The 26,312-nt window shown below is 53.8% G+C and carries 29 protein-coding genes, 1 tRNA gene and 1 riboswitch; of the genes, 17 read left to right on the top strand and 13 right to left on the bottom strand.

The annotated features are described in order from the left end of the window. Positions 1–37 precede the first annotated feature (37 nt). Together frsA and crl are read left to right on the top strand one after the other, a co-directional pair. A complete protein-coding gene (frsA, locus tag C813_RS41225; RefSeq protein ID WP_017458779.1) occupies positions 38–1,282 on the top strand; it encodes an esterase FrsA in 1,245 nt (414 codons plus the stop codon). A 57-nt stretch (positions 1,283–1,339) separates the two neighbouring features. After that, the gene (crl, locus tag C813_RS41220) at positions 1,340–1,738 is read left to right on the top strand and encodes a sigma factor-binding protein Crl (RefSeq protein ID WP_017458780.1); all 399 of its coding nucleotides are present in this window, start codon (positions 1,340–1,342) and stop codon (positions 1,736–1,738) included. A gap of 140 nt (positions 1,739–1,878) precedes the next feature. Here the strand turns inward: crl and phoE are convergent, their stop codons facing one another. Continuing rightward, positions 1,879–2,979, bottom strand: coding sequence for a phosphoporin PhoE (gene phoE / locus C813_RS41215; protein WP_017458781.1), 1,101 nt, complete (start codon positions 2,977–2,979; stop codon positions 1,879–1,881). Between the two features lie 296 nt (positions 2,980–3,275). Between phoE and proB the strand changes: the two genes are divergently transcribed. From proB to C813_RS41195, 4 genes are all read left to right on the top strand, one after another. Beyond that, positions 3,276–4,379, top strand: a complete 1,104-nt coding sequence (gene proB, locus C813_RS41210; RefSeq protein ID WP_017458782.1) for a glutamate 5-kinase — start codon at positions 3,276–3,278, stop codon at positions 4,377–4,379. A gap of 11 nt (positions 4,380–4,390) precedes the next feature. Next, positions 4,391–5,644, top strand: a complete 1,254-nt coding sequence (gene proA / locus C813_RS41205) for a glutamate-5-semialdehyde dehydrogenase (RefSeq protein WP_017458783.1) — start codon at positions 4,391–4,393, stop codon at positions 5,642–5,644. 111 nt (positions 5,645–5,755) lie between these two features. Next, a tRNA-Thr gene (locus tag C813_RS41200) sits at positions 5,756–5,831 on the top strand. Between the two features lie 303 nt (positions 5,832–6,134). Next, positions 6,135–6,902: a hypothetical protein gene (locus C813_RS41195; protein ID WP_017458784.1), complete on the top strand. Its 768-nt coding sequence runs from the start codon at positions 6,135–6,137 to the stop codon at positions 6,900–6,902. 185 nt (positions 6,903–7,087) lie between these two features. On the opposite strand, the gene C813_RS41190 is transcribed toward C813_RS41195, so the two are convergent. After that, positions 7,088–7,297: a YdgH/BhsA/McbA family protein gene (locus tag C813_RS41190; protein WP_017458785.1), complete on the bottom strand. Its 210-nt coding sequence runs from the start codon at positions 7,295–7,297 to the stop codon at positions 7,088–7,090. An 88-nt stretch (positions 7,298–7,385) separates the two neighbouring features. Then, positions 7,386–7,643, bottom strand: coding sequence for a multiple stress resistance protein BhsA (gene bhsA, locus C813_RS41185; protein WP_017458786.1), 258 nt, complete (start codon positions 7,641–7,643; stop codon positions 7,386–7,388). 250 nt (positions 7,644–7,893) lie between these two features. Here bhsA and C813_RS41180 point away from each other — a divergent pair, with 250 nt between their 5' ends. Beyond that, the gene (locus C813_RS41180; protein ID WP_017458787.1) at positions 7,894–8,535 is read left to right on the top strand and encodes a TetR/AcrR family transcriptional regulator; all 642 of its coding nucleotides are present in this window, start codon (positions 7,894–7,896) and stop codon (positions 8,533–8,535) included. 84 nt (positions 8,536–8,619) lie between these two features. Here the strand turns inward: C813_RS41180 and zinT are convergent, their stop codons facing one another. Next, on the bottom strand, positions 8,620–9,264 hold the full coding sequence (zinT, locus tag C813_RS41175) for a metal-binding protein ZinT (RefSeq protein ID WP_017458788.1): 645 nt from the start codon (positions 9,262–9,264) through the stop codon (positions 8,620–8,622). A 258-nt stretch (positions 9,265–9,522) separates the two neighbouring features. On the opposite strand from zinT, the gene mntP reads away from it, so the two are divergent. Then, positions 9,523–10,092, top strand: a complete 570-nt coding sequence (gene mntP / locus C813_RS41170; protein ID WP_017458789.1) for a manganese efflux pump MntP — start codon at positions 9,523–9,525, stop codon at positions 10,090–10,092. 30 nt (positions 10,093–10,122) lie between these two features. Then, positions 10,123–10,192, top strand: a riboswitch (Fluoride riboswitch). A gap of 73 nt (positions 10,193–10,265) precedes the next feature. Further along, positions 10,266–10,643: a fluoride efflux transporter CrcB gene (crcB, locus tag C813_RS41165; RefSeq protein WP_017458790.1), complete on the top strand. Its 378-nt coding sequence runs from the start codon at positions 10,266–10,268 to the stop codon at positions 10,641–10,643. A gap of 47 nt (positions 10,644–10,690) precedes the next feature. Here crcB and C813_RS46555 read toward each other — a convergent pair whose 3' ends face one another. Further along, positions 10,691–11,017, bottom strand: a complete 327-nt coding sequence (locus tag C813_RS46555; RefSeq protein ID WP_071908181.1) for a four-helix bundle copper-binding protein — start codon at positions 11,015–11,017, stop codon at positions 10,691–10,693. Positions 11,018–11,341: 324 nt separating this feature from the next. On the opposite strand from C813_RS46555, the gene C813_RS41160 reads away from it, so the two are divergent. Both C813_RS41160 and C813_RS47220 read left to right on the top strand, forming a co-directional pair. After that, a complete protein-coding gene (locus C813_RS41160) occupies positions 11,342–11,515 on the top strand; it encodes a con-10 family general stress protein (protein WP_017458791.1) in 174 nt (57 codons plus the stop codon). 100 nt (positions 11,516–11,615) lie between these two features. Then, positions 11,616–11,873, top strand: a complete 258-nt coding sequence (locus tag C813_RS47220) for a hypothetical protein (protein WP_148661080.1) — start codon at positions 11,616–11,618, stop codon at positions 11,871–11,873. 736 nt (positions 11,874–12,609) lie between these two features. Here the strand turns inward: C813_RS47220 and C813_RS41155 are convergent. After that, on the bottom strand, positions 12,610–12,894 hold the full coding sequence (locus C813_RS41155; protein WP_017458792.1) for a SelT/SelW/SelH family protein: 285 nt from the start codon (positions 12,892–12,894) through the stop codon (positions 12,610–12,612). A gap of 225 nt (positions 12,895–13,119) precedes the next feature. Here C813_RS41155 and C813_RS41145 point away from each other — a divergent pair, with 225 nt between their 5' ends. The 6 genes from C813_RS41145 to C813_RS41120 all read left to right on the top strand — a co-directional run bounded on the left by C813_RS41145 (position 13,120) and on the right by C813_RS41120 (position 19,941). Further along, positions 13,120–15,492, top strand: a complete 2,373-nt coding sequence (locus tag C813_RS41145) for a TonB-dependent receptor domain-containing protein (RefSeq protein WP_017458794.1) — start codon at positions 13,120–13,122, stop codon at positions 15,490–15,492. Positions 15,493–15,636: 144 nt separating this feature from the next. Next, positions 15,637–16,689 carry a hemin-degrading factor gene (locus C813_RS41140; protein WP_017458795.1) on the top strand — a complete coding sequence of 351 codons (1,053 nt, stop codon included), beginning with the start codon at positions 15,637–15,639 and terminating at the stop codon, positions 16,687–16,689. Beyond that, positions 16,686–17,504, top strand: coding sequence for a heme/hemin ABC transporter substrate-binding protein (locus C813_RS41135; RefSeq protein WP_017458796.1), 819 nt, complete (start codon positions 16,686–16,688; stop codon positions 17,502–17,504). Before C813_RS41140 ends, C813_RS41135 begins: the two co-directional genes overlap by 4 nt. After that, complete coding sequence (locus tag C813_RS41130; RefSeq protein WP_017458797.1) at positions 17,504–18,496, top strand: FecCD family ABC transporter permease; 993 nt, start codon at positions 17,504–17,506, stop codon at positions 18,494–18,496. The genes C813_RS41135 and C813_RS41130 overlap by 1 nt, the downstream gene beginning before the upstream one ends. Next, positions 18,493–19,272: a heme ABC transporter ATP-binding protein gene (locus C813_RS41125; RefSeq protein WP_017458798.1), complete on the top strand. Its 780-nt coding sequence runs from the start codon at positions 18,493–18,495 to the stop codon at positions 19,270–19,272. The genes C813_RS41130 and C813_RS41125 overlap by 4 nt, the downstream gene beginning before the upstream one ends. 75 nt (positions 19,273–19,347) lie before the next feature. Then, positions 19,348–19,941 carry a LysR family transcriptional regulator gene (locus tag C813_RS41120; RefSeq protein WP_017458799.1) on the top strand — a complete coding sequence of 198 codons (594 nt, stop codon included), beginning with the start codon at positions 19,348–19,350 and terminating at the stop codon, positions 19,939–19,941. Positions 19,942–19,993: 52 nt separating this feature from the next. Here the strand turns inward: C813_RS41120 and C813_RS41115 are convergent, their stop codons facing one another. The 7 genes from C813_RS41115 to C813_RS41085 form a co-directional block, all read right to left on the bottom strand. After that, on the bottom strand, positions 19,994–20,821 hold the full coding sequence (locus C813_RS41115; RefSeq protein WP_017458800.1) for a glycosyltransferase family 8 protein: 828 nt from the start codon (positions 20,819–20,821) through the stop codon (positions 19,994–19,996). Further along, positions 20,818–22,200 carry a D-arabinono-1,4-lactone oxidase gene (locus tag C813_RS41110; protein WP_017458801.1) on the bottom strand — a complete coding sequence of 461 codons (1,383 nt, stop codon included), beginning with the start codon at positions 22,198–22,200 and terminating at the stop codon, positions 20,818–20,820. Before C813_RS41110 ends, C813_RS41115 begins: the two co-directional genes overlap by 4 nt. 295 nt (positions 22,201–22,495) lie before the next feature. Next, on the bottom strand, positions 22,496–23,026 hold the full coding sequence (locus tag C813_RS41105) for a 2-oxo-tetronate isomerase (protein WP_017458802.1): 531 nt from the start codon (positions 23,024–23,026) through the stop codon (positions 22,496–22,498). Positions 23,027–23,084: 58 nt separating this feature from the next. After that, the gene (locus C813_RS41100) at positions 23,085–23,534 is read right to left on the bottom strand and encodes a DUF421 domain-containing protein (RefSeq protein ID WP_017458803.1); all 450 of its coding nucleotides are present in this window, start codon (positions 23,532–23,534) and stop codon (positions 23,085–23,087) included. Positions 23,535–23,544: 10 nt separating this feature from the next. Next, a complete protein-coding gene (locus C813_RS41095) occupies positions 23,545–24,060 on the bottom strand; it encodes a hypothetical protein (RefSeq protein WP_017458804.1) in 516 nt (171 codons plus the stop codon). A 92-nt stretch (positions 24,061–24,152) separates the two neighbouring features. Beyond that, entirely contained in the window at positions 24,153–24,926 is a 774-nt protein-coding gene (gene eutC, locus C813_RS41090) for an ethanolamine ammonia-lyase subunit EutC (RefSeq protein WP_017458805.1), read from the bottom strand. Further along, positions 24,923–26,311, bottom strand: a complete 1,389-nt coding sequence (locus tag C813_RS41085) for an ethanolamine ammonia-lyase subunit EutB (RefSeq protein ID WP_017458806.1) — start codon at positions 26,309–26,311, stop codon at positions 24,923–24,925. Before C813_RS41085 ends, eutC begins: the two co-directional genes overlap by 4 nt. Position 26,312: the final 1 nt, after the last annotated feature.

Genomic DNA, 26,312 nt, shown 5'->3' with positions numbered 1-26,312 from the left:
ATAACCGCCGGTGATAGATACATGGAGCCTGCGCGCAATGTCACAGCCCAATCTTAGCGAAACGTTATTCAAACCCCGCTTCAAGCACCCGGAAACTTCCACGCTGGTACGCCGGTTTAATCGTGGCGCGCAATCGCCGATACAGTCGACACTCGATGGCAAAAATGTGCCGCACTGGTATCGCATGCTCAACCGGCTGATGTGGGTTTGGCGCGGCGTGGATCCGCGAGAGATCCTCGAAGTGCAGGCGCGCATTGTGATGAGCCAGGCTGAACGTACCGACCCGGAGCTGTACGACACGGTGGTGGGTTACCGTAATGGCAACTGGATCTATGAATGGTCCGTGCAGGCCATGTTGTGGCAGCAAAAAGCGATGCAGGAACCCGCACCAGAGATCAGTGGCAAACACTGGCTGCATGCGTCCAGTTTGTTCAGCATTGCCGCTTATCCTCATATTAAAGGTGATTCGCTGGCGGAGCAGGCACAAGCGCTGGCGAATCGCGCGTATGAAGAGGCGGTGCAGCGTCTGCCGGGGGAGATCAAAGAGCTGCAGTTCGCCATTCCCGGCGGCACGCCGGTCACCGGATTTCTGCACATGCCGTCTGGCAATGGCCCGTTCCCGACGGTATTAATGTGCGGCGGGCTGGATAGCCTGCAAAGCGACTATTACACCCTGTTTGAACGCTATTTCGCGCCGCAAGGCATCGCAATGCTGACGCTGGATATGCCGTCGGTTGGCTTCTCTTCGAAGTGGAAATTGACTCAGGACTCCAGCCTGCTGCACCAGCATGCGCTGCAGGCGCTGCCGAACATTCCTTGGGTCGATCACACGCGGGTGGCGGCGTTTGGCTTTCGCTTTGGCGCGAATGTGGCGGTGCGCCTGGCATACCTTGAATCTTCGCGCCTGAAAGCGGTGGCTTGCCTTGGGCCAGTGGTGCATGCATTGCTGAGCGACCCGCAACGCCAGGGACGCGTGCCGGAGATGTATCTGGATGTGCTCGCCAGCCGCCTGGGGATGCACGATGCTTCCGACGAGGCGCTGCGCGTGGAGTTGAATCGCTACTCGCTGAAAACTCAGGGTTTGCTCGGCAGACGTTGCCCCACGCCGATGCTTTCCGGTTACTGGCAAAACGATCCCTTCAGCCCGGAGGAGGAGTCGCGTTTAATCACCTCGTCATCTGGCAACGGCAAACTGCTGGAGATCCCGTTTAACCCGGTTTATCGAAATTTTGATAAGGCGTTGCAACAAATAACCGGATGGATCAACCATCATTTCCGTTAATAGATTGATAAATTCTATCGGTTTGGTAAAACAGTTGCTTCACAAAAGGAGATCGCAATGACGTTACCGAGTGGACATCCGAGAAGCAGGTTGATTAAAAAGTTTACTGCGCTGGGGCCTTATATCCGCGAAGAGCAATGCGAAGAGAACCGTTTTTTCTTTGATTGCCTGGCAGTTTGCGTGAATGTTAAGCCCGCGCCGGAAAAACGAGAGTTCTGGGGCTGGTGGATGGAAATGGAAGCGCAGGAGACGCGTTTTACCTACCGTTATCAGTTCGGCCTTTTTGATAAAGAAGGGCAATGGAAACCCACGGCGATAAAAGATCAGGAAGTTACCGATCGATTAGAGCACACGCTGCGCGATTTTCACGAACGTGCGAAAACCCTGCTGGCCTCACTTGAACTGAAGCTTGAACCTGCCGAAAACTTCAAAGAACAATTGAAGCTCACCGCGTAACTCCCCGCATAAAAAATGCCCGATAGCTTGCGCTTATCGGGCCTGGCCGCAGTTTCCCGGCCTTTTACCTGAGTCAGGTTAAATAAATGCCCTCTTGCGAGGGCATTCGATATAACGAGGGGTATTACAATTACTGCAACTTAGAACTGGTAAGTCACGCCAACGGCAACAACGTCGTCGTTCGCCAGACCCAGTTTGTTGTCGTCTTTCAGCTGGTTGATTTTGTAGTCAACCATCGCAGAGAAGTTCTTGTTGAAGTAGTAAGTTGCGCCAACGTCGATGTAGTTAACCAGATCTTCGTCGCCAACGCCTTTTTCCAGGTCTTTGCCTTTGGTCAGGACATAGCCCAGAGACGGGCGCAGACCGAAGTCGAACTGGTACTGGACAACCGCTTCAAAGTTCTCGGTTTTGTTAGCAAAGCCTGAACCCAGCCCGGTGCTCGCTGCGGCAGATACAGGTGTCATGTTGTAAGCGACGCCGTACATGGTGGCGATGTACAGGTTGTTAGCGTCGTATTTCGCGCCGGTTGCCCAGGCTTCGGCTTTCTCGCCGCGACCAAACGCTGCAGTGTTCTGCGCGGTGGTACGGTCAGAGTTCGCATACGCGCCAATCAGGCTGAACGCGCTACCGCCGAAGTTATAGGAGAGTGAAGTACCCCAGCCGTCGCCGTTCTGTTTGCTAACCGCACGGTTGCTTTCGTTTTTACCCTGGTACTGCAGGGTCATATTCAGTCCGTCGATCATGCCAAAGAAGTCGGTGTTGCGGTAAGTTGCAACACCAGAGGTACGCTTGGTCATGAAGTTGTCGGTACGGGCCAGGCCGTCACCACCGAATTCCGGGAACATATCCGTTACGGAAGCCACGTCGTACAGCACACCCAGGTTACGACCGTAGTCGATAGAACCAAAATCTTTGATTTTCAAACCAGCAAACGCCAGACGGGTTTTCTGACTGGTCGCTGAGTTGTTGTTGTTGGTTTCGTCGTTGTTACCAGCAAATTCAGCTTCCCAACGGCCGAACCCGGTCAGCTGATCGTTAATCTGTGTTTCGCCTTTGAAGCCGAAACGCACGTAAGTTTTGTCACCGTCGTTGGTGGTATCGTCACTGAAGTAGTGCATGGCTTTCACTTTGCCGTACACATCCAGTTTGTTGCCGTTCTTGTTATAAACTTCCGCTGCGTGAACAGAAGAAGCAGAAGCGACAACGCTCATCACCATTAATGCCAGAGTGCTCTTTTTCATTTTGATTCCTGATTTGACTAACGCGCTAATATTCGCTGGGCATACGCCCCGTGAAAAACAGGAAGGGTTTTAACGCTGCGAAATTAAAGATTTATGACAAATTAAGAATATTTTTAAAAAGTTGTGTTTTTTTGTTTTTGCCATAAAAGTGTCAAATCCTGCCGCTACGCTTGCTGATCCCGCGCAACAAAAAAGTAGGCTGACAGCTCTGGCAGTTGGCAATCGCTCTGACTCCTGTTACAACGTCTGACGACGATTTACTTTCCTTATATTTCCTTAAAAAACGGCAGAGAATCATGAGTGACAGCCAGACGCTGGTGGTAAAACTCGGTACCAGTGTTTTAACGGGCGGTTCCCGTCGCCTGAACCGCGCCCATATTGTTGAACTGGTGCGCCAGTGCGCGCAGCAACATGCCGCCGGGCACCGAATTGTAATTGTGACGTCTGGCGCGATTGCCGCCGGGCGCGAGCATCTGGGCTACCCGGAACTGCCCGCGACTATCGCGTCGAAACAGCTACTGGCGGCGGTAGGGCAGAGCCGTTTGATTCAACTGTGGGAACAACTGTTTTCCATTTACGGGATTCATATTGGGCAGATGCTGCTGACGCGCGCCGATATGGAAGATCGTGAGCGTTTCCTCAATGCGCGCGATACGCTGCGTGCGCTGCTCGATAACAATATCGTGCCAGTAATTAACGAAAACGACGCCGTTGCCACCACGGAAATCAAAGTCGGCGATAACGATAATCTCTCTGCGCTGGCGGCGATCCTTGCAGGTGCTGACAAATTGCTGCTGCTGACCGATCAGCAAGGCCTGTTTACCGCCGATCCGCGTAGCAACCCGGATGCGGAACTGATTAAAGACGTTTACGGCATTGACGATGCGCTGCGCGCGATTGCCGGGGACAGCGTTTCTGGCCTCGGTACGGGCGGGATGGGCACCAAGCTGCAAGCGGCTGACGTTGCCTGCCGCGCGGGGATCGACACCATTATCGCTGCGGGCAGTAAGCCTGGCGTGATTGGCGATGTTGTCGAAGGGATTTCCGTCGGCACGCGCTTTCACGCCCAGGAGTCGCCGCTGGAGAGCCGTAAACGCTGGATCTTTGGCGCGCCGCCTGCCGGTGAAATCACCGTTGATGAAGGCGCAACTGCTGCCATTCTGGAACGCGGCAGTTCCTTGTTGCCCAAAGGGATTAAAAGCGTGACAGGCAACTTTTCCCGTGGTGAAGTGATCCGCATTCGTAATCTGCAAGGCCGCGATATCGCCCACGGTGTAAGCCGTTATAACAGCGATGCGCTGCGTCGCATTGCCGGGCAACATTCACAGCAGATTGACGCCATTCTGGGCTACGAATATGGCCCTGTCGCGGTGCACCGCGACGACATGATTACCCGTTAAGGAGCAGAAGTATGCTGGAACAAATGGGCATCGCTGCGAAAGCAGCGTCATACAAGCTGGCATTGCTCTCCAGTCGTGAGAAGAACCGCGTGCTGGAAAAAATCGCTGATTATCTCGAAGCGCAGGCGGATGAGATCCTGCTCGCAAATGAACAGGATCTGCTGGAAGCTTGCCGCAATGGGCTGAGCGAGGCAATGCTTGACCGTCTGGCGCTCAACCCGGCGCGCTTAACCGCGATCGCCAACGATGTGCGCCAGGTGTGCAAACTGGCGGATCCGGTAGGCCAGGTGATTGACGGCGGTCTGCTGGACAGTGGCCTGCGCATTGAGCGCCGTCGCGTGCCGCTGGGCGTAATTGGTGTGATTTATGAAGCGCGTCCAAACGTCACGGTGGATGTCGCCTCTTTGTGCCTGAAAACTGGTAACGCCGCGATCCTGCGTGGTGGCAAAGAGACCTGGCGCACCAATGCCGCCACGGTAAAAGTTATTCAGCAGGCGTTGGAAGAGTGCGGCTTACCAGCCGGTGCGGTGCAGGCTATCGAAAGCCCGGATCGCGCGCTGGTGAATGAAATGCTGCGCATGGATAAATACATCGACATGCTGATCCCGCGCGGTGGCGCTGGTTTACATAAGCTGTGCCGCGAGCAGTCGACCATCCCGGTGATCACGGGTGGTATCGGCGTGTGCCACATTCTGGTTGATGACTCTGCGGAAATTGATCCGGCGTTAAAGATCATCGTTAACGCGAAAACCCAACGCCCCAGTACCTGCAACACGGTGGAAACACTGCTGGTGCATCAGGGGATCGCGCAGCAATTCCTGCCCGCGCTGAGTAAGCAGATGGCGGAAAGTGGCGTGACGCTGCATGCGGATGAGCAGGCGATAGCGCTGCTGCAAAACGGCCCGGCGAAAGTGGAGGCGGTAAAAGCGGAGCAGTATGACGACGAGTTTTTATCGCTGGATCTGAATGTGAAAATCGTGGCGGGGCTGGATGATGCCATCGATCATATTCGCCAGCATGGCACTCAGCACTCTGATGCCATCCTGACGCGTACGCTGCGCAATGCAGACCGCTTTATCAACGAAGTGGATTCCTCTGCGGTGTATGTGAATGCATCTACGCGTTTTACCGACGGTGGACAGTTTGGCCTGGGGGCGGAAGTCGCTGTTAGCACGCAGAAGCTGCACGCGCGTGGTCCGATGGGGCTGGAAGCGTTGACGACTTATAAGTGGATTGGTTTCGGCGACGACACGATTCGTGCTTAATTGAAAAAGGGTGATGCAAAAGTAGCCGTTTGATTCCCAAGGGCATTGACGCATCACCCGCTTAGTTTTAACCTTCTACTCCGTGATTCACGCTCGTGAACACATCGCAGGGCCGATATAGCTCAGTTGGTAGAGCAGCGCATTCGTAATGCGAAGGTCGTAGGTTCGACTCCTATTATCGGCACCATCTTTTCTTGTTTAAAATCAATAAATTATACTTAAGTGATCCTGTTTTGAACGACCTGGAATTTTTCCGTGTTGAACATTCAAAGCGTAACGTGGCGTAAGTCATATCATGCCCTTTGCTTTATTGTCGGCGTCCCATTTATGGAATTAACAGCAGGCTGGATTAATTAACCCAGTGCTGTATTCCGTGAAGCTGGCAGAACGTAGATCGGAAATATCTCATCTTTTCCCGATAAATATATATTTTGTATTTAGCAACACTTCAATATGGTACGCGCAAATTAAATACGTGGCGTGTATATTAATGGTCGGTTTCATAACATCATATGTGCATGTTGAATTTATCGCTATTTTATTGATAGGGATGATCGTGATGAGAAAACTTATAGCTCTTTTGTCTATTTCGATTTTAAGTGGATGCGCTCAACAACCACTTGTAACGGTAAATGCGCTATCCTCAGGCCAGAGTGTAGGGAAGCGCTTCATTATCCTGCCAGCCAGTCAAGCGATGTATGACGCTAACCAGATTGAATACAATCAAATCGCCGCCGTCGTTTCTGCATCGCTGACACGTCAGGGGTATGTACAAGTTAACGAACCGGAAAAAGCCGATCAGGGAATTTTATTAGGATTTGCAAGAAGTGGGGCGGTGACCAGCACTCGTAATGTTACTGTTCCAGTCTATGGCCAGACCGGTATTAGTTCAGCTACGACATACGGCAATGCCAATACGACATATAACTATCTCGGTGGTGGTAACTTAACGTCGAACACGACAGGCAGTGCAACGACGGTCTACACACCAACCTATGGAATTACCGGGGCATATGACACAACAGTCACTAATACATCATATGGAACAGCGGTAGCACTTAACGCATACGACGCTAAGGTATATCTGAAAAATAAGCGCGTAAATCTCCTGTGGAAGTCAAGTGCGGCACTCGTATCTTCCAGAGCTGACAGTATTGCTGATTACAAAGGCCTGGCATTAATTGCGGCTAATTACGCCAATATGAACACTAACGGTGATACACATTTGAGAATCGATCCACGTAATCCCGTTCAGTAATTTAACCGGGGTGTGATAAATGCTATGGAAATTAACACCCCGTTCAAACCAAAAAATTATACCGCTAGTGAGCTGCATTGACCTCTCAACATTTCCTTCCTGATATTCACGCTACGCAACATACCGTTTTAGCTATAAAAAAAGCGCCCGCAGGCGCTTAGAGAGCAGTGTTCCACCAGGCATACTTATTTGGTCAGCTCAGCCGTCATATGAACATTATTATTGGTGTTGGCTTCAATGATTTTATATGAAGCACCAGCCTGCTGTGCTTTGGCGGCAATTAAGGATTCTGCTTCGTCAAGCGTAGAAGCAGTGGCGGTTACGCTCTGAGCGAAAGCACCAAATGACAGGACGGAAAGCACGGTAGCGACAGCAAGTGAATTGATGGTTTTCATAATGGTATTCCTTAAATTTTAATTTGTGCTGGGCGAGAGAACGCCCGATTCAACATCTGTTGTGAATGCCGGTTTTATGCGGCAGAGCTTATTTGTAAATCACCGCGGTGCCGTGCAGGGTGTTCGGGCCGGTCACGGAAGTAATGCGGAATGATTTTGCACCCATTTCATCGGCTTTCTGCGCCAGTTCGCTTTGCAAAGAGGAGAGATTGGTGCCGGCATTGGCAGAAATCACGCCCACTTTTTGTTGGTCAGCCGGAGTGGACTGCACTTCTACGGCGGCTACGCTTGCGAAAGAGAGGGAACTAAGTACAGCGACTGCGATCAGGGATTTGATGGTTTTCATAATTTTTACCTTCTGAATCTGGATTTGTATGAGGTCGTAAGTATTAACTTAACGATCGATAGGTAAATAATAAGTGTGATCTGTGTCACTCGTCAATGCTATTTTTATAATGATCATTTAAATAATTAAAAATATCTTTTTATTCATATGGATAAGTCGCGTATTTTTTAGAAAAATTTCTGCTGGTCAGCCGCTTTGCAATGTTTTTATAATGATTATTAACTAAATTGATGTGAACGAGGGAGGAACAATGGCAACCGACGTCACATGCTGTACGCGAAAAGGTCGCGGACGGCCAAAAGTTTTTGACCGCGACGCAATGCTGGATAAAGCGATGATGCTGTTCTGGCAACATGGTTATGAAGCCACATCGCTGGCAGACCTGGTTGAAGCCACCGGTGCAAAAGCGCCGACGCTGTATGCGGAATTTAATAGTAAAGAAGGGTTATTCAGAGCCGCGCTGGATCGCTATATGGCACGGTTTTCCGCCAAGCATCGGGCAGCGCTTTTCTGTGAGGAGAAAACGGTTGAGCAGGCGCTGCGCGATTATCTGCAAGCCTTAGCCAGTTGTTTTGCCGGTAGCGATACCCCGGCAGGCTGCTTTTTGATCAATACGTCTTCCACGGTTTCTGCGGCGTCGGAGCCGATAGCCGACACCATCCGGGAACGGCAAACGGCGCAGGAGCAAACGCTGCTGGCCTTTTTACTGCAGCGCCAGTTGCGTGGTGAGCTCCCGGCGCAAACCGATGTGCAAACCACCGCGCTTTTTTTAAGTTGCATTATCCATGGAATGTCGGTCAGCGCGCGAGAAGGCGCCAGTTTGGATAAACTGCAGCAGATTATCGACACGACGCTACAGTTGTGGCCGGTGTTAATCAGCCAGGGCGAATAGATTGACGGTTAAGAGAACGGCATAAAAATGCACGTGATGATTGTTACCCGCGGGCGAGAGGCTAGTTCGCCCGCGGTGAAACCATCAGTGATGCAGCATTTCGTCGACAATCTGCGCTTTGGTCATATTGTACGGGTAATATGTCGGCCAGTTATCCATCTCTTTTAGCAGCGCTTCTTGCGATTCGTTGCCCATAAAAATATGGAAATGTTGCGACTGGCGCGGGCCGATAATATGGTCGCTGAACTGCACATATTTCGGCGCTTTTGATTGCGCGTCTTTGCATTCGAACAGATAACGCACGCCTTTTTTCCCGGAGGCGTAGGTCAGGATTTTATAGCCCGCATAATCATAACGGCAGGAATTGACCGTTTTGCCAACGTGAAACTCCATCATATTGTTTTCTATGCCAATCATCTCTACATCGGTGGCGTAACCTTTTTGGTAATAGGCGCGGTATTCTTCAACGCTTTTACCGCTTTGTTTTGCTTTTTTCTCCAGCACCGGATCAAGCGCACCGCTGAGCAGATACGGGTTCACGGATTGCCAGATCCCGTCCCAATCGGACAATGCCCGGTCTTTTACGTCCTTATCATCAAAAATGCCTTCGCTGGCTTTACGCTCCACTTCTGTAAGCGGTTTGCCGTGGTGGTGGTCATGCGCCAACGTCGGCGCGCTCATTAGCAGCACTCCCATGCCAAGTACAAAGGCCGATTTCTTCATGATCATATTGCGCTCCCTGGTTATCATTTGTTATGAAATGAAATGTTATAATATAACAAAAACAAATGCCACATTGCCTTCAATTCACCAGCCAAATGAGAGGATCGCCGTCTGACATAGCCAGCGCTATAAAACATAGCAATACCTATATATTTATGATTAATAAGCAATTTTTTGCGTTTTTGGTTTAGCTGTGGCATCCTTGCCGCTCTTTTCGCAGCGTCTGCGTTTTTGCCCTTGTCTGAGGGCATTTAAGGGTCAGCAATGAGTTTTTACGCAATTACTATTCTTGCCTTCGGTATGTCGATGGATTCTTTTGCCGCTGCTATCGGTAAAGGGGCGATGTTAAAACGCCCTCCGATGAGCGAAGCGCTACGCACCGGATTAATTTTTGGCGTTGTTGAAGCCATTACCCCGATTATCGGCTGGGCCGCAGGTTTAGCCGCCAGCCAGTACATCATGCAGTGGGATCACTGGATAGCCTTTGTACTGCTGTTTGCGCTTGGCGTGCGCATGATGAAAGAAGGTCTGAGTAAAACCACGGATGCAGAGGCAGAAGCACCGCGTCGCCATGGTTTCTGGTTGCTGGTTACCACCGCTATCGCTACCAGCCTTGATGCGATGGCCATCGGTGTCGGTCTGGCGTTTCTCAATGTGAACATTGTGACAACGGCGCTGATGATTGGCCTTGCGACCACCATCATGGCCACCACCGGTATGCTGCTGGGGCGCTTCCTTGGCACGGCGATCGGTAAATGGGCGGAAGTGCTCGGCGGTGTTGTGCTTATCTCTATCGGCAGCTCGATTCTGGTTGAACACTTAGGCTTACTGTAACTTGCCCGAACGTGAGAAATCGTCAACAATGCGTGCTCAGGTGATGGCGTTCCACCTGACCCAACCGCTTCACTGAGAAGCTGATGACGCCTGGTATGTCTCTGTCATGAGGCATGTCGGGCGTTTTTCTTTTGTTCCCTGCATGCCTCGCACTTTTGTTGATGAGGAAAAACATGCTGAAATCTTTATTTGCCGTAATTATTGGTGGTTCTGCAGGCTGCGTGATCCGCTGGCTACTCGCGATTCGTTTAAATACGCTGTTTCCCAATCTGCCACCCGGCACGCTGCTGGTAAATTTACTCGGTGGGCTGATTATTGGCGGCGCGCTGGCATTTTTTACCCGCCAGCCGCATCTTGATCCTACCTGGCGACTGCTGATCACCACCGGTTTATGCGGCGGTATGACCACCTTTTCCACTTTCTCTCTGGAGATTTTTGCCCAGTTGCAAACAGGCAACTACGTTTGGGCGCTTGCTTCCGTGCTGGTGCATGTAACGGGATCGATTTTAATGACTGCGCTGGGGTTTGCGCTGATAAACGCCTGGTATTGATAAAACCGGAAGGGGGAGCAATGCTGCTCCCCTTTTCGCAGGTTACTTCACGCCGCCATTTGCAGACAGGCTTGTGCGCAAGCCCGGCAACGTTTAGCGCACTGCTGGCAGTGTTGATGTTGATGCCTGCTGCACTCTTCCGCGCAGGCTTTGCACACATCGACGCAAATCCGGCAGAGCGAGGGTAAATGCACACTTTCCAGCGCCATAAATTGACCGGCAAGCCGACACAGGGCGGCACATTGTACGTCCAGCTTGATGCATTCACGCATCATGTCGATATTCTCTTCCTGCAGGCAAGAAAGCGCACAGTGTTCACAAGCCGCAGCACATTGATAACAGGCTTCGGCGCATCGTTGGTGTTCTGTATGCATGATTTATCTCCACAATATTTGTGTGTCATAAGATAAGTGTGCACAAAATATTTATCCCTACCATTTTATTTACACATTTCATCACATCATTAATTTTATGAGATGAGTAAAGCTTTAGTAACCCGCTTATAATTATAAAGATTTATTTTTGAATGCAACATATGTGTTTAAATATTTCTATCAGGGTTTTTATTTTTAGATTGATATATTTTGCGGCGATCAATTGACTAATTGGTATAAATAGCCAGACTTAAGGTTTCAACGCGATCGATATGGATTATTAACCGTATCGATTATATCTAAAACGAGATGTGGAGATATAACATGGCCGAACATAGAGGCGGTTCCGGTAATTTCGCAGAAGATCGCGAGAAAGCTTCCGAAGCGGGGCGTAAAGGTGGCCAGCACAGCGGCGGCAATTTTAAAAATGACCCCGAACGTGCATCCGAAGCCGGTAAAAAAGGTGGTAAAAATAGCCACGGTGGCGCTCAGAAATAGCCGTTTCGCTAGTTGTTTTTATTATCTGTAAAGTTCGGAACGGCAGCGGGCCGGAAACGGCTGGTTTATTTTTTTTACGGATAAATTTAATGAGGTATGAATGAATAAAAATGATGACGAGGAAGGTGAGAGAATTACCACCAGACCTGAACACCTGGCGCGAAGTTTGCCTGCTAATTTACTTGAATATTTTCATCATCCCTGCGAAATAATCACTATTAATTTTACCGAAGCAGTTGGTTTACATCTTCCCCCTTATAAGAAACGTCTCGTGCACAAAATGGCCAATCGCAAACAACCCCAAAAGAAAATAATCAGTAAACCCTTTTCACTTCTCTATCGGCGTTGTGCTTCTTAAACGGAGTGAACTATCCGTTTAATGTTGTTCCGCTAAAAGCAGCGTGGAGCCTTCAGCCATTCGTCATTACGAACACGAGCAGAACACTCTTCAGCGCATTGAAAATGCATAAAAAACAACCTTCAGGCCCAGCAAACTCGCGTTGCGCCTGAAGGCGTGCAATTGCATCTTTGTTACTAACAATAAGCGTGCTAATTATTAACGAATTTCAACAAGAAAAGCGCTATAAAACAGCGAGTTATGATGAAATAAACCGATCTTTTCGAATGAATTTTTTTATCGTTAACACATTGATGTTATTGATGATTTGTCTAAATTTCATCCATCCCAGGAGTTTCAACAAAACAGTATCGTAGCGGCAACCGCGCTTGATGGGCTGTTTTTTCGCCTGCCGCTTGGCCTCTATGGCGGCGGAGGATCTATAGTGAGTGAACTGAAGGCGACAAGAGGAGGTTTTGTGCTCTGTATTGAAAAAGATGATCCTCGTGAAGCGCCGGAATCGGGTGATAAAAAACCCCAGCCGGTGAAGAAATAAATAAAAAGGTCGCTACGGCGGCCTTTTTATCGATTATTCAGTCCGTTAACAGAAAAACCAGTAAGCAACTCGCGTGTATCTTCGCGGCCAGGTTGCTTTATCGAACGCAAATTGACGCCTGCTGGTTGGTTTTACTGCTTATCAATGCCGCTGAAGCGCGCATCTGTCGTTACGCACCGCAAGCCATGCGGGCGCAGAGAGTTACTCAGCTTTCTTTTCCACATGCCCGAGCGGTTTTTCCGGAAAGCAGTAGTCGCGCACGCGGCGCTTTAACTCTGCCGCATCAGGGAAACCGCCATCCAGCTTGCGATCCCAAATCACGTTGCCATCAACATCGATGACAAAAATCCCGCCAGTGCCCGGTATCAGCGTGACGGAACCGAGATCCGCACTAAACGTGTGCAACAATTCTTGCGCCATCCAGGTGGCGCGCAACATCCAGTTGCATTGTGAGCAGTAGTGCAAAGTGATGGTCGGTTTATTCATTGTTACTGTCTCCTGGCGCGAATGATAAAGGGAGCATAAAACTCATACCGCTGAAAATTGGACGGTAAAACAAATTTATTGCAAATGATAACTGTTATCATTATCTTCGGTGTCGATAACATAACAATAACCTGCAACTCTTTTGCGCTGACTGCAATCTTCCGCGGTCTCCTGGAAGTCATACGTGAGCCTGATACTAATAAATTCTAAGGCTTACAAGACAATATGTGTAAATCGCACCTTTCCCTGCAGCGCTTTAACAAGCGTGTGCTGGTCACTTCATTACTCGCAGCGTTGTATCAACCCTCCGCATTTGCGGTGGATAACGACACCTCATCGACAGCTTCCAGTGGCGCTCAGCAAGATAACGCTGAGGAGATGCTCGTCACCGCACCAGCACCGACATTAAAAGTCGGCAGTTCGCATTCCCTCAGTGCTCAGGATCTGCAAAACAAAGGCGCGAAAGATTTTGGCTCCATTATGCGTTATGAACCGCTCATCAGCGCCACGGGCGCAAGCGGCGGTTCCGGAAACGGCAAAAGCGGCTTCGATCGCGGCGGGTACACTGGCTACAACATTCGCGGCCTGGAAAGTAACCGCGTCGGCATCGATGTTGACGGCATTCCGCAGCCGGACGCCACCGGGCGCAGCTACGTAAGCCGTGCAGGCCTTAACACCTTTGGCATTGGCCGCGATTATATCGATCCGTATATGTACGGCAGCGTTGATATCCAGTCCGGCGCGACCCGTACCGAGCAAGCTAACACCTCCATTGGTGGCAAGGTCTCTTTCCGCCCGAAATCGGCGGATGATTACCTGCGCCCTGGCAAAGAGACCTACTTTGGTTACCAGAGCGATTATGACTCCGCCGATCGCAGCTGGCACAACGGCGTGACGGGAGCCGCAGGGGACGAAACCCTGCGCGGCATCATGGTCTATAGCCGTCGCGATGGTCAGCAAACCCGCAATAACAGCGGTACGGTTGACACCTATCCAGCGAACTGGCACTCAGATGCGATGATGGCTTCCGGCATCTGGCAACCGAATGACGCGCATAAATTCACCGGTACGCTGGATTACTACCACAAAACCAACCACACCCACTACGATGCGTGGAACAACGCCGGCAGCGCCATCCTTGGCGACGCACAGCAAACCAGCCAGACGCGCCGCTGGGGCGTGAGTCTGAAAGATGACTGGACGCCGATTAACGACTGGCTGGACAGCATGTCCAGCAAAGTCTATTACCAGCACACCGAAGCGCATGACCGCACTTATATGCCGGACAGTGTCACGGCGACCATGGAAACGGTCTACTCCAATTACGACACCGATACCTGGGGCATTCAGAATGCGCTGGCGAAAACATTCGGACGTCACGATCTGAGCGCCGGTTTTAACGCCAGCACCAGTAAAACCGAGCGTCCGTTTAACCAGTCACCGGTCCCGAGCGACTTTAGCGAGATCATGCAGCCGGAAGCCGATAGCCGCAGCTACACGTTAGGCGCATTTCTGCAGGATCAGCTTAATTTCACTGCCGATGGCCACCACTTCGCCATCATTCCCGGCGTGCGCGTGGTTCATCAGTCGACAAAACCGGAAAACCTCTCCAGCCTGACCGCCAATAGCAGCGTGCTGGACGAAGCCGATGTGTCCTCCCTGTACGGTAAAAATTCCGACACACAACTGCTGCCATCGCTGACCTTCCAGTACGACTTCACGCCGCGTCTGATGACATACCTGCAATACAAACGCGGCGCGCAGTTCCCCAACGCCAGCCAGTTGTATGGCTCCTGGAACCTGGGTTCCAGCTATGCAGGGCGCGGGCAATATGCGCTTATCGGGAATACGGATTTGGATACCGAAACCAGCGATAACCTTGAGTGGGGCATGAAAGGCGAGGTGACCGAGGGCGTAACGCTGCGCACGGCGCTGTTCTACAACAGTTATAAAAACTTTATCGCCTATACCCGTTACACCCGCTCCGGTAACCCGGATAAATTCACCAACGTGCCATCTAACATCTACACCACCTATCAGGCGGAAAACCGCGATAAAGCTTTTATCTATGGCGGCGAAATTAGCGCGAAATTTAACTTTGGCACCTGGTTTGAACAGGTCGATGGTCTGAGCGCCACGCTGGCATATGGCTACAGCGAAGGGAAAGCGAAATCGCGCTATCTGGGCGACAAATACATCGATCTTGATAGCGTCGCGCCAATGAAAGCGATTGTCGGCGTTGCCTGGGATGACCCGGCGAAACGCTACGGTACGGCGCTGACTGCCACCTTCGTCAAAGGTAAGCAAGCCACTGCTACCAACCGTCAAACCTACAGTAATACTGGCGGGGCACTGGGCGAATCCGGCACGGAATATATGCGGGTGCCGGGCTATGGATTGCTCGACTGGACGGCGTACTGGCAAGTGGCGAAAAACATCAAAATTAACGGCGGCGTTTACAACATCACCGATCGTAAATATTGGGATTACCTGAACAGCCGTAACCAGGAAGAGACCACCAACCAGAATGCGTATGACAAAGCGCTGGCGGTAATGCCGGGGCGGACATGGCAACTGGGCGTCAATGTTGATTTCTAAGGTGATTCCATTTCACGTTGCTCGTTTGCCGGCGCTACAGCGTTGCCGCCGCGATGCAACGCGAATGATTTCTTTGCACATCAGTAGGTAATTTCCATCCCCGGTATCGCTGCCGGGGATTAAACAGTTAAGGAAGTGAACAATATGCCTGCAACATCACGTGATTTCACCGCCATCTGGCAGCAGTATCAGGCCATTAAAGCGCAACAGCCCACAAAATACGCCCGCGACATCGCGACCGAAATGGCGATAAGCGAAGCCGAATTAACCTGCGCCCGTGTCGGCCATGACGCCGTGCGTCTGCAAGGGGAAATGCGCAACATCCTCGCCGCGCTGGAGGCGGTCGGTGACACGAAATGCATTTGTCGCAACGACTACGCGGTGCATGAGCAGATTGGCCGCTTCACTAACCTGCATATCAGCGAACGCGCCGGGCTGGTGCTTAACCCGCGCGCGCTCGATCTGCGTTTGTTTATCAGCCAGTGGGCCAGCGCCTTTCATTTGCATGAACAGAGCCCGCGCGGCGAGCGTCAGAGCATTCAATTTTTCGATCGGCAAGGCGTTGCGATATTGAAGGTCTACCTGACGGAACACACCGATATTGCCGAATGGAACGGTGTTATCGCCCGATTTACCGCGCCGGAGAACCCACCGTTAACGCTCACTGAAGCTAATGGCGAAAAATACGCAGAACACGCAGACGGCGCCGCGCTGGACAGCGAATGGCGCGCCATGACGGATGTGCATCAATTCTTTGGCTTGCTGAAAAAGTACAACCTCTCGCGCCAGCAAGCATTCCGGCTGGTGGGCGACGATCTTGCCTGCCTGGTCAGCAATGACGCGCTGCCAAACTTGCTGGAAACGGTGCAACAGCAGGGGAACGAAATCATGATTTTCGTCGGCAACCGTGGTTGCGTGCAGATCTTTACCGGCGTGCTGGAAAAACTGACGCCGCTGAAAGGCTGGACCAACATCTTCAACGAGAACTTCACCCTGCATCTGCGTGATACAGAGATTGCCGAAAGCTGGGTCACGCGCAAACCTACCGCTGACGGCCATGTCACCAGCCTTGAGTTGTTCGCCAAAGACGGTACGCAAATCGCTCAGCTTTACGGGCAGCGTAGTGAAGGCCAGCCGGAGCAGAGCCACTGGCGTGCGCAGATTGATGCATTAACCAATCCGGGAAAAGCCGCATGAAAAAACTGCTGATCCTGCTGGCGGCGCTGCCGCTGGTAGCAAGTGCCGCCGGGCAAAAAATTGTCTCCTTAGGCGGCGATGTCACCGAAATTGTCTATGGATTACATGCGCAGGCGCAGCTGGTCGGGCGCGACAGCACCAGTACCTGGCCTGCCAGCGCACAAAAACTGCCGGATGTCGGTTATGTCCGTCAACTCAACACCGAAGGCATTCTCTCTCTGCGCCCGACGCTGGTGCTGGCCAGCGACCAGGCGCAACCTTCGCAGGTATTGCAAAAAGTGCAGGACAACCACGTCAGGGTAATTGCGGTGCCGGGCGGTTACACGCTGGCGGCAATTGATAAAAAAATCGCGGTCATTGCGGACGCCATCGGCAAAACAGACGCAGGCGCGCAGCTGCGTAAAACGCTGGCGAACGATATTGCCGCACTACCGAAACAGCCGCTGAACAAGCGCGTGCTGTTTATCCTCAGCCACGGCGGGATGGGAACAATGGTGGCCGGGCAGAAAACCGCTGCCGATGGCGCGTTGCGTGAAGCGGGGTTACAAAATGCGATGCAGGGCTTTGAACATTACCGTTCGATGTCGCAAGAAGGGGTGATCGCCAGCCAGCCGGATCTGGTGGTGATTTCCGCCGACGGCGTAAAAGCGATGGGCGGCGAACAGAACCTGTGGAAATTGCCTGGTCTGGCGCAGACGCCCGCCGGGCGCAATAAACAGGTGTTGCTGGTCGATGATGTGGCGCTGCTCGGTTTTGGTTTGCGCACGCCGCAGGCGCTGCTGGCGCTGCGTCATAAAGCGGAGCAACTGCCCTGATGAACCGCCACGCTTCCCGCACGCTCTGGGGGCTTACGTTGCTGCTGCTTGGGTTGACGGGGCTGGCAAGCACGCAGGGCGCGATGCAACTGCCGCTCGCCAGCTTGTGGCAGGCCGGTGACGAGGCGCTGCGCCAAATCTGGCTGACGGTGCGTTTGCCGCGCGTGGTGTTGGCATTGCTGGTTGGCGCGGCGCTGGCGCTTTCCGGCTGCGTGATGCAGGGGCTGTTTCGCAACCCGCTTGCCGACCCCGGTTTGCTGGGCATCAGCGGCGGTGCGTCGTTAACGGTCGCCTGCTGGCTGGTGCTGCCGATTACCGTTTCACCGCTGGTGGCGCTGTATGCACCGATGCTGACGGCGTTTATCGGTAGCCTGGCGGTAATGATGGTGATTTATCTGCTCAGTAAAGCGGGAGAGGTAGGTTTATCCCGGTTGCTGCTGGTGGGGATCGCCATTAATGCGCTTTGTGGTGCGGGCGTTGGCGTCCTTTCGTGGATCAGCAACGACGCGCAATTGCGCCAGCTTTCACAGTGGGGAATGGGCAGCCTTGGGCAGATTGAATGGTCGACGTTAATGGTCGCCGCCAGCCTGATCCTGCCCGCATCGCTGGTGATTTGGCGCGTCGCCAGCGCGCTTAATCTGCTGCAACTGGGCGATGAAGAGGCGCACTATCTGGGCGTCAATGTGCCGCGGCTGCAGCGCATATTGTTGGTGTGCAGTGCGCTGCTGGTGGCAACGGCGGTCGCGGTGAGCGGCATTATCAGCTTTGTTGGCCTGGTGGTGCCGCATTTGATGCGCATGTGGCTGGGCCCGGATCACCGTGCGCTGGTGCCCGGCGCGTTGCTGGTGGGAGCAATGTTACTGTTGGCCGCCGATACCGTGGCGCGCACCGTTGTCGCGCCCGCCGAAATGCCGGTTGGCCTGCTGACCAGCATGGCTGGCGCACCGTGGTTTCTATGGCTGATTTTTCGCCGGTCGAAGAGGGTGACATGAACAGACTTTTAACTGCCGCGCATTTGCGGCTCAACGCCGATTCACGGCGGCTGATTGACGATGTTTCCCTGACGCTGACCGGCGGCGAAAGGGTGGCGCTGATTGGCCCGAACGGCGCGGGGAAATCGACGTTACTGCGTCTGTTAACTGGTTTTCTGCCCGCGGCGGCAGGGGAGTGCCATCTGGAAGGCAAACCGCTACAGGCGTGGACGGCGCAAGCGCTTTCACGCCGCCGGGCGGTAATGTTGCAACAGACCTCGCTGGGCTTTGACTGGCCGGTGGAGGCCATTATCGCCATGGGGCGTGCGCCCTGGGGACCACAACACGAACGCAAAATTGTGCAGCAGGTGGTGGCGCTGACCGGCTGTGACATGTTGGTTGGGCGGCGCTACGCCACCTTATCCGGCGGTGAACAGCAGCGGGTACAACTGGCGCGCTGCCTCGCACAGCTGTGGCATCATGACGGCCCGGAAGGCTGGCTGTTTCTGGATGAACCGACTTCGGCGCTCGATCTTTACCATCAGCAGCAAGTGCTGCGCCTGCTGAAGCGGCTGACGCTGGGCGGCAAACTGCATGTCTGTTCGGTGCTTCACGATCTCAACCTTGCTGCGCGGTGGGCGGACAGGATCTTGCTGTTACACCAGGGAAAACTGGTAACACAAGGTACGCCGGAACAGGTGATTCAGGTGCCGCTTATCGCGCAGTGGTACGGTGCCGACGTCGAGGTGAGCCAGCATCCGGGTGGGAATACGCCGCAGGTTTTTCTCTCGGTCTGATAAACGCCACGGTTGGCTGATGAAGCCGTATTTTTGCTAAAGTTTAGTGTGACTTAACTGATGCGGAGATCGGCAATGACCTTACCGCCTTTGCAGGCGCTCATCTGTTTTCATGCTGTCGCACAACACGGCAGTATGAAAGCGGCGGCAGCGGCGTTATCTATCAGCGCCAGCGCAGTGAGCCAGCAGATTGCCAAACTGGAAGCCTGGGTGAATGTGCGGCTGTTTATGCGTGGTTCGCGCGTGCTCACGCTGACGCCAGAAGGGAAAATTTACCTGCGGGCCATTCAGCCTGCCTTTCATCAGATTTCACAAGCCACACACCGGTTAATTGACGCGGCGGCACACCACCGTGTGAGTGTCAGTTGTTCAACGGAGTTTGCCATGCACTGGTTGCTGCCAAGGCTTGGCGGCTTTGAACGTTATTACCCGCATGCCGAGGTGCTTATCACTACCGCTACGCGGGACGTTGATTTGAAAACGGAAGGGATCGATTTTGCTTTTCGCCGCGCGGTGCAGGCCGGGAGTGAATATATCCTGCACCCGCTGGAGAACAGCGGCGGGATGCTGCTGATCTATGATAAGTCGGCGCTGTTAGAACCGCTTTGCCACGCCTTTCGCGACTGGCTGCTGGCTGTCGCGCAGGAACATTATTGGCCGGAACGGTAAATGCAAAAGTGGCGGCATATTCGCGCTCCGGCAACTGTATATTTACCGACGTTTACGCATATTGCCACCACAATCGATGCAGTTCATATCCATTATCACCAGGTCCGGGCCGAGTTTCCCACGGTTTATCGATAATGAAGTGCAGGTTTTTCACCTGCGCCAAATCCCACATTTGCGGATGCTGAAGCGGCAATGTTTTTAAGGCGTTATAGCCGTAATGCAGCGGTAGCCAACGGTCGCGGAACACCTCGTTAAGAAAATCCTGCTCGGCAAAAACATAGTCCGAAATGTCGGCTTTCTCCGCCAGCGTCGCTATCATCTGCTGATAAAAGGCGTTATCCGGCGTGAGCAGCAGAAAACCACCGTTCAGGTAGTTGTCCAGCGACGCTGGTGGGTTGGCGTGCATTTGCGCGTCTGTACACCAGCTGTAATAGCAGTTTTCCGGCCGCCAGCTCGCCGGGTAGCTTTCGATATGGTTAGGGTTACAGCGACAGGCATGGCAGGCGGCAATGGTGCCTGCGGCCAGCGGCAGTTCAAAGAGATGATCCATATTTTGCAGCACCAGCATATCGGCATCGAGAAACGCCACCCGTTGGTATTCCTCAAGCGTCCACACCGCCAGTTTGCTCCACACGTCGGCAAAACGGGCATTCGCATAGCGGCTTTCAAGTGTGGGATCGGGGCCGATAACCGGCACTTCCCGCACCTTGCAGCCCTGCGCGCTCAGGTGCTGGCGCGTGCTGTCGTCAATGGCGTCGGTCACCATCACCACCAGCGGCCACGGCGAACCGCTGGCGCGCAGCGAACGGTGCAGCGTTACTACGCCCGGCAGGTAGTCTGGCTGTGTCAGGAGGGTTACCCAGGCGAATGCGGCGCTCATGACAACAGCTCCGCCATAAACGTGTTGAGAAATTTGCCCTGCGGATCAAAATGCTGGCGTACGGCCTGAAACGCCGTCCATTGCGGGTAGAGCGCTGGCCAGTCGTATAACGTCGGGTCGAAGTATTTCCCCCAGTGCGGCTTCCCGCCTTCTTCTGCCAGCAACTGTTCGGCGGCGCGCAGAAACGCCAGCCCCTCTTCAGAGAGCGAGCCGTCTTCAGCGTAATAAACCACAAAGCCAAAAAAACAGGTCGGTTGCTGCCAGGCCGGGCTTAGCCACGCCCCGGAAGGCCCGGTGCAGCGCAAAATTATCGGATAGTGCATATGCGGGTGCGATTGCTGATGCCACGCTTTAATGCGTGCAATCACCGCCGGGGCGCGCGCCAGCGGAATACCAATTTCAATATTGATTTGCGGCGTGGCGATACCCCGGCAGAACACCTGGTAGATATCACCAATCACATCTGAAAAGTCTTTAAAGCGCGTTACGGTGCGAAACGGTTTGCCGTTTTCATCAACAATATTGGTGTCGTCATGCATTTGCTCCAGCGTTTTTTCCACCGTGTCGTTCATCTGCGTGTCGGTCTCTTCCCGTTCCACCAGATCACCATGGTTATCGCGCCATAGCACCATTTCATCGGCGGTGGATTCACGCGCATTCCAGGTGTGAACTTTGTTTTCATCCGGGAACCACCATGTTTTGCTGAAGGCCCACTGCTGGTTCCAGCTAAGCAGGTCTTGCGCAAGATTGTCGGCGTTGCTGGCGTTTTTAAAGCAGGTATACAGCGTTGCCGGGCGCGTGCGCAGGGTGACGGCGGTGATTGCCCCCAGTGTGCCGAGCGCCAGTTGCGCGGCGGCAAACGCCGGTTGCTGGCGGTCAATCTCGTGGATCTGCCCGGCGGCATCCACCAGCCGGATGCGCAGTGCTTCATCCGCCAGCGAGCTTTGCTGCATGCCCTGGCCGTGGGTCCCTGTTGAAATGGCGCCTGCCAGCGTTTGCGAGTCGATCACGCCCGGCGACGCGTACAGCATGCGGTTCATGCCGGTGAGGAGTTCAAACACTTCGTGCAACGGCGTCCCGGCGCCAAACGTCACGCTGTCGTCATCCACCGCCAGCACACCACGCAGCGCAGAGATATCAATCAGCGTATCGCCCGGCTGGCTCAGTTTCAGCATGCGCCCAGGTGACATGCGACTGCCCATCACCCGCACGCGCCCGGTAGCGGCGGCAATAACCTGCTGCAACTGCGCTTCACTTTCCACGCGGATAACGGCGTTTTTGCAGGCCAGCACCGCGTTTTTCGCCCAGTTGAACAGGTGCGGATCTTGCGGGCCTGGGTGCGGCTGACGGCGTGGAAAAAGGGTGTGCATGTCGGTCATGGGCGGCTCCTCGCTCAGATTTTTATTTATTAACCAAGCGTAGCGCATCACAGAAACTGTGAGTGTTGGCGCGGTTTTTCAAGGCGCTTCGGCGTGGCGCAACAGAGAGTGGCTGACTGTTAGCCTGGCGTAACACCAGGCAGGTGGAATACCAAATTAAGCTCCCTGCTTGCCACGGTATCGCGGACGTAACGCTGATAATCAGGCCATTTGCGGCCTGATTAATGAGGGCTTACAGCGTGATGGTCGTGAAATGGGTCAGCGCGGCATAACGACGCGCGGCGGAGTGAAAAGGTTAGCGGTTTAATAACGTTATTAACGTTGCCAGCGCATATTTCACCGACTGCTCAATCACGCTTTCGCAATCTCCGGCAAAATGGCGCAGAGCCGTGATCGGCGCTTGCCCCGGTAGCGCCCAGGCAAACCACACGGTTCCGGCGGGCGTACCATCTTCGCCGCCGTCCGGGCCGGCATAACCAGTGACGGCAATCCCGACCGGTTCATGACTGACCGCGCAAGCGCCTTGCACCATCTCGCTGGCTGTCTGCTCGCTCACCGCCGTCCAGCGTGCCAAGGTTTCGCGCTTAACATGCAGCAGGGTACTTTTCGCTTCATCGGTAAACGAGACAAACCCACAACCAAAGAAAGCGGGCGTATCGCCTGCGGCGCACAGCGCGGTGGCGATTTGCCCGCCAGTGCAGGATTCCGCCGTGGTGACGCGTAGCTGTTTTTGGGTAAGCAGCTCGCCCAGTTGCATTGCCAACATTGGAATGGGCAGGCAGAGCAGCGCATTCATATTGTTTGTTAAGGTAATGTCTTCATTCATAGGGTATTTTTCGCTAATTCGATGGTGACTCGGTAAGCAAAGTATAGTGAGCGAAAAGTCATGATGAGTTTTTAGGAATAATCGAGATATGACCGTTGCGCTCAAGAATAGCGAATTTAATCTCCGCCAGATCGGCAATGCCCTGGTTGTTTCGCGCTGACACCATAATGTCGTCGCGCGTGATATCGGCTTCACGCATTTTGTTTTCCAGCATTTGCCCGTTCTCCACTAACACCACCGGCGTGCCGTCGATCAGGTTTTCCGCCCCTTTAACGTACTTCTTCAGCGTACCGAATAAGATATCCACCACCACCAGCGTGATAATGGTCAGCGCCGCGCCGGTCACGGAGAAATCATTGCCGAGCAGCGCCTGTTGCGTGGCTTCACTGATGATCAGCAGCAAAATCAAATCAAAAGAGGTCATCTGTAGCAGCGCCCGGCGGCCGGCGATTTTGAACACCACCATCAACACCAGATAGATAGCTATCGCGCGTAATACCATGTCCATCGCGTTCTCCTCAGGGCCAGATAAACTGCGTCAGGGTGACCGGGGTTGCGTTGTTCACTGCAATCCGCTGCGTGCTGTTACCGACGCCGAGCGGTGTTAGCCCCAGCCACACGGTCAACGGTTTATCGGTGGCAGGACGGGCATATTCCAGCACCAGTTCGCCGCTGCGGCTGTACATGTTTAGCGGTTGTGGTTGCAGGGTGCGGATCTCAAAATCGTGCATGAAATCGCCGCCCAGGGTGAAGGTGATGCGGTTATCGGTCGTGGCATTGGCGGTTATCTGCATGTCCAGATCGCTTTGTAGCCGACCAAAGCGGTCGTACTCGACGGAGAGACGTTGGTCGGCGCTGGTCACCGTTTTTTTGCTTAGTAAACCCTGGGAAAAGAGCCCGCACAGCCCGGCAATCACAATGGCGATAAGCACTATTGCCCCCCATTTTTGCACCTGCATTTCCACATGCAGCCAGAAAGGGTTGTCTTCCACGGGCCATGTACGTTCTGCGTCAGTGCTGTTTTTTTTCTCCATACGCCCTCCACGGGTTCGCCGTAAATAACGTAAAGAGTGTAGATGACGGGGGGAGAAAGAGCGCTTCGTCACGCCAGCGCTCTGTGCTGAGATCAGATCGTAATGCGGGGTGTCACGCGCCCGTGCAGTGCGGGGTTATCACTTTCATCTTTCAGTTTGACGCCGGTGAGACGGCGCTGAAATGCCTGTTCCAGCAGCCAGGCGAGCTTAAACGCGGCGGCCTCGTAATTCAGCCCTTCCGGGCGAATGTTGGAGATGCAGTTGCGCTCGGATTCAATGCGCTGGCGCTCTGGCTTCCAGGTGAGGTAGACACCGAGGCTATCGGGCGAGGATAACCCCGGACGCTCACCAATCAGTATTGCCACCGCTTTACTGCCCAGCGTTTCGCCAATGTCATCGCCAAGCGCCACGCGCGACTGGTGCGCCAGCACGATGGGGCCCAGGGAGATACCCAGCGTGTCCAGATAGGGCAGCAGGGCGGTGATAAGCCCGACTGACTGGCGGTGTACGGCGTGGGAAGAGAGCCCGTCGCCAATTACCAGCAGCAGATCATGCGCGGGCGGGCGATGAGCAGCAAGCGTTTCGCGGCTCTCATCACTGAGCCTGCGCCCGAGATCCGGGCGGTTCAGGTAGATATGCCGGTCGGCAGCGGCACTGTGCGCCTCCAGCGTTTTTAAGCCAAGCGCATGGAGCTGCTGTGCCAGGCTTTCACTGTCAAAGGGCTGGTGAATGGCATCACGCGCCTGGGCGTGCGCGAGGCCAAAGTTGAGCACCTCCCGTGTCGGCAGGCTGGCGCCGCTGCGCCCCAGCGCAATGCGGGCATCGGTAAACTCGCGCAGCAGTGTCCAGGCATCGGGTCCATTCATGCGTGTGCTCCTTGTGGCATCACGGTCAGCAACGGGTGGTTTGCACCGGTCAGGCGCAACTGACCATGAGTGTCGATAATCTGCATTTTGGTTAACCACTCGGCGAACTCCGGCGCGTGTTTCAGCCCCAGCAGGCGGCGGGCGTAGAGCGCATCGTGAAACGAGGTACTCTGGTAATTGAGCATGATGTCATCCGCGCCCGGTACGCCAATCAGGAAAGTCAGCCCGGCGGTGCACAGCAGCGTCAGCAGCGTGTCCATATCGTCCTGATCCGCTTCCGCGTGGTTGGTGTAGCAGACGTCGCAGCCAATCGGCAGCCCCATCAGTTTGCCGCAGAAGTGATCTTCCAGCCCGGCGCGAATGATCTGCTTGCCGTCGTAGAGGTATTCCGGGCCGATAAAACCGACCACGGTGTTGACCAACAGCGGGTTAAAATGTCGTGCCACCGCGTAAGCGCGCGCTTCGCAGGTTTGCTGATCGACGCCGTGGTGCGCGTTAGCAGAGAGGCAACTGCCCTGACCGGTTTCGAAATACATCACGTTTGTGCCGAGCGTGCCGCGCTTCAGGCTCAGCGCCGCTTCATGCGCCTCCTGTAATAGCGCCAGGTTGATGCCAAAACCGCTGTTAGCGGCTTCCGTCCCCGCAACCGACTGGAAAACCAGATCAACCGGTGCGCCGCGTTCAATGAGTTGAATGGTATTGGTGACATGCGTCAGTACGCAGGACTGGGTAGGAATGGCAAAGCGCTCAATGATGTCTGCCATCATGTGGTTGAGCTTTTGTAGCACCGGCAGGCTGTCGCTGGCCGGGTTGATGCCTACCACCGCGTCGCCCGCGCCATACAGCAGGCCATCGAGCATACTGGCGGCAATGCCTTTCAGATCGTCAGTCGGGTGATTGGGCTGCAAACGCACACTGAGATGGCCGGGCAGGCCAATGGTATTGCGAAAGCGGGTGATCACGCTGCATTTGCTGGCGGCGAGGATCAAATCCTGGTTACGCATCAGCTTACTGACGGCGGCGGCCATTTCCGGGGTGATCGCCGGTGCAACATGGCTAAGCGTGGCGGTGTCGGTGCTGTCTGCCAGCAGCCAGTCGCGGAATTCGCCCACCGTCAGATGGGCAATCAGGGCAAACGCGCGGCTATCGTGGGTATCAATGATTAACCGCGTCACTTCATCTTCTTCATACGGGATGAGCGGAGAGGCGAGGATCTCGCGCAGCGGCACATCCGCAAGGGCGATTTTCGCCGCCATCCGCTCTTCTGCCGACTGCGCCGCCACCCCGGCCAGTACATCCCCGGATCGCGCCGGGGAGGCTTTCGCCATCAACGTTTTCAGGCTGTCGAACTGATAAGTACGGTGAGCCAGCGTGGTTTTATACATT

Origin of the sequence: Kosakonia sacchari SP1 (genome assembly GCF_000300455.3) — a bacterium.
Classification (GTDB): domain Bacteria; phylum Pseudomonadota; class Gammaproteobacteria; order Enterobacterales; family Enterobacteriaceae; genus Kosakonia; species Kosakonia sacchari.
The sequence above is the reverse complement of the archived record's forward strand: the minus strand, read 5'-3'. Positions and strand labels throughout refer to the sequence as shown.

Coding starts and splice junctions, on each gene's coding strand:
- phoE (WP_017458781.1), bottom strand. CDS start 2,979: ATGAAAAAGAGCACTCTGGCATTAATGGTGATGAGCGTTGTCGCTTCT.
- C813_RS41140 (WP_017458795.1), top strand. CDS start 15,637: ATGCCTGCAACATCACGTGATTTCACCGCCATCTGGCAGCAGTATCAG.
- eutC (WP_017458805.1), bottom strand. CDS start 24,926: ATGAATGGACCCGATGCCTGGACACTGCTGCGCGAGTTTACCGATGCC.
- C813_RS41115 (WP_017458800.1), bottom strand. CDS start 20,821: ATGAGCGCCGCATTCGCCTGGGTAACCCTCCTGACACAGCCAGACTAC.
- C813_RS41085 (WP_017458806.1), bottom strand. CDS start 26,311: ATGTATAAAACCACGCTGGCTCACCGTACTTATCAGTTCGACAGCCTG.
- bhsA (WP_017458786.1), bottom strand. CDS start 7,643: ATGAAAACCATCAAATCCCTGATCGCAGTCGCTGTACTTAGTTCCCTC.
- C813_RS41180 (WP_017458787.1), top strand. CDS start 7,894: ATGGCAACCGACGTCACATGCTGTACGCGAAAAGGTCGCGGACGGCCA.
- C813_RS41160 (WP_017458791.1), top strand. CDS start 11,342: ATGGCCGAACATAGAGGCGGTTCCGGTAATTTCGCAGAAGATCGCGAG.
- proA (WP_017458783.1), top strand. CDS start 4,391: ATGCTGGAACAAATGGGCATCGCTGCGAAAGCAGCGTCATACAAGCTG.
- C813_RS41195 (WP_017458784.1), top strand. CDS start 6,135: ATGGTCGGTTTCATAACATCATATGTGCATGTTGAATTTATCGCTATT.
- C813_RS47220 (WP_148661080.1), top strand. CDS start 11,616: ATGAATAAAAATGATGACGAGGAAGGTGAGAGAATTACCACCAGACCT.
- C813_RS41120 (WP_017458799.1), top strand. CDS start 19,348: ATGACCTTACCGCCTTTGCAGGCGCTCATCTGTTTTCATGCTGTCGCA.
- C813_RS41110 (WP_017458801.1), bottom strand. CDS start 22,200: ATGACCGACATGCACACCCTTTTTCCACGCCGTCAGCCGCACCCAGGC.
- frsA (WP_017458779.1), top strand. CDS start 38: ATGTCACAGCCCAATCTTAGCGAAACGTTATTCAAACCCCGCTTCAAG.
- crl (WP_017458780.1), top strand. CDS start 1,340: ATGACGTTACCGAGTGGACATCCGAGAAGCAGGTTGATTAAAAAGTTT.
- C813_RS41130 (WP_017458797.1), top strand. CDS start 17,504: ATGAACCGCCACGCTTCCCGCACGCTCTGGGGGCTTACGTTGCTGCTG.
- C813_RS41125 (WP_017458798.1), top strand. CDS start 18,493: ATGAACAGACTTTTAACTGCCGCGCATTTGCGGCTCAACGCCGATTCA.
- mntP (WP_017458789.1), top strand. CDS start 9,523: ATGAGTTTTTACGCAATTACTATTCTTGCCTTCGGTATGTCGATGGAT.
- C813_RS41095 (WP_017458804.1), bottom strand. CDS start 24,060: ATGGAGAAAAAAAACAGCACTGACGCAGAACGTACATGGCCCGTGGAA.
- zinT (WP_017458788.1), bottom strand. CDS start 9,264: ATGATCATGAAGAAATCGGCCTTTGTACTTGGCATGGGAGTGCTGCTA.
- C813_RS41135 (WP_017458796.1), top strand. CDS start 16,686: ATGAAAAAACTGCTGATCCTGCTGGCGGCGCTGCCGCTGGTAGCAAGT.
- C813_RS41100 (WP_017458803.1), bottom strand. CDS start 23,534: ATGGACATGGTATTACGCGCGATAGCTATCTATCTGGTGTTGATGGTG.
- crcB (WP_017458790.1), top strand. CDS start 10,266: ATGCTGAAATCTTTATTTGCCGTAATTATTGGTGGTTCTGCAGGCTGC.
- proB (WP_017458782.1), top strand. CDS start 3,276: ATGAGTGACAGCCAGACGCTGGTGGTAAAACTCGGTACCAGTGTTTTA.
- C813_RS41155 (WP_017458792.1), bottom strand. CDS start 12,894: ATGAATAAACCGACCATCACTTTGCACTACTGCTCACAATGCAACTGG.
- C813_RS41105 (WP_017458802.1), bottom strand. CDS start 23,026: ATGAATGAAGACATTACCTTAACAAACAATATGAATGCGCTGCTCTGC.
- C813_RS41190 (WP_017458785.1), bottom strand. CDS start 7,297: ATGAAAACCATCAATTCACTTGCTGTCGCTACCGTGCTTTCCGTCCTG.
- C813_RS41145 (WP_017458794.1), top strand. CDS start 13,120: ATGTGTAAATCGCACCTTTCCCTGCAGCGCTTTAACAAGCGTGTGCTG.
- C813_RS46555 (WP_071908181.1), bottom strand. CDS start 11,017: ATGCATACAGAACACCAACGATGCGCCGAAGCCTGTTATCAATGTGCT.